Below are 1,238 nucleotides of genomic sequence, written 5' to 3' on the forward strand. Positions count from 1 at the left end.
GTTGTCGGTGCCGGTGCGTACCTCGCTGACGATGCGCACCAGGCTGCCGTTCATCTCGCGCAGCGCTTCCAGCAACTGCCCCGTCTCGTCGCGCGTCGTCACCTCGATGCGGCTGCCCAGGTCGCCGGACGCCACGGTGCGTGCAACCTCGACCGCCTTGTTGAGCGGACGGGTGATGCTGCGCGAGATCAGCACGGATGCCAGGACGCCCGCCACCAGCGAAACCGCCGCCAGCAGCATCAGCAACTGAAAGCGCTGCGCCGCGCTCTCCTTGGCCGCTCGTCCGGCCGCGTCGATCGTGCCGCGCTCGTGCGACAGCAGATCCAGCACGCGCTTCTCATAGGCCTTGGCGGCCGGCATGAAGGTGTCGTTGAACAGGCGCTCGGCCAGTGCCGAATCGCCGCCCGCCTTCGCCTTCATCACCACTTCCTTGCCATCCTGGTACTTGGCGCGCAGCGCGATGATGGACTTGAAGAGCGCCCGCTCCTCGTCGCTGTCCAGCAAAGCCTCGACCTTGGTCAAGGTCTCGGTGCCCTTCTTCGAGCTGGCCGCGATGACGTCGGCGAAGACGACGGACAGCGTCTCGTCCTTGCTGCGCGCGATGAGCTCGGTACGCGCAATGGCCGAATAGGTCAGCACGTACCAGTCCGACACCAGCCGCTCCTTGGCCAGCGGGCCCAGCATGGTGCGCTCGGAGGCCTGTGCGCTGTTGCGCATGCTGATGAGGGTGAAGGCCGTCGAGGCCAGCGACAGGATGATGACCACGGCGAAGCCCAGGGCCAGGCGCTTGCCGATCCGCATGTTGTTGAACAGTTGCATGGTGTTGCCTTAGAACTCCGTCCAGTCGCCGGCACCGGCCGTGGCCAGTTGCGGTGCGGCACTTGCCGTTGCCTTGGGGCGCGGCCCTTTGCTTGCCTTGTTGGCGCTGCCTGCCTTGGCGTTGCCTGCCTTGGCCGGCGCGCGTGCCGGGCTTGCTTGTTTCCCGCTGCTCGTCACGCGGGGCTCGATGTGCGTCGCCGCCGCGGTGCTGCTGCTCGTGCCGAGCCGGAACACGCTCACCGCCTGCACCAGCCCGCCAGCCTGCTCTTGCAGCGAGGCGGCCGCAGCCGCGGCCTCTTCCACCAGCGCCGCGTTCTGCTGCGTCACCTGGTCCATCTGCGTGATCGCCTGGTTGATCTGCTCGATCCCCGAGGTCTGCTCCTGGCTCGCCGCCGTGATCTCGCCCATGATGTCGGTCA

At 67.4% G+C, this 1,238-nt stretch carries 1 protein-coding gene and 1 pseudogene; both read right to left on the reverse strand.

Going from position 1 to position 1,238, the window contains the following annotated elements:
* Positions 1 to 819, reverse strand: an 819-nt coding sequence (locus ACIPRI_RS26670) for a HAMP domain-containing protein (RefSeq protein ID WP_446624524.1), incomplete at its 3' end; no start/stop codon positions are given.
* Between the two features lie 9 nt (positions 820 to 828).
* Positions 829 to 1,238, reverse strand: a pseudogene (locus ACIPRI_RS26675) (methyl-accepting chemotaxis protein); the annotation flags it as partial.

The organism is Variovorax sp. LARHSF232 (assembly GCF_052871435.1).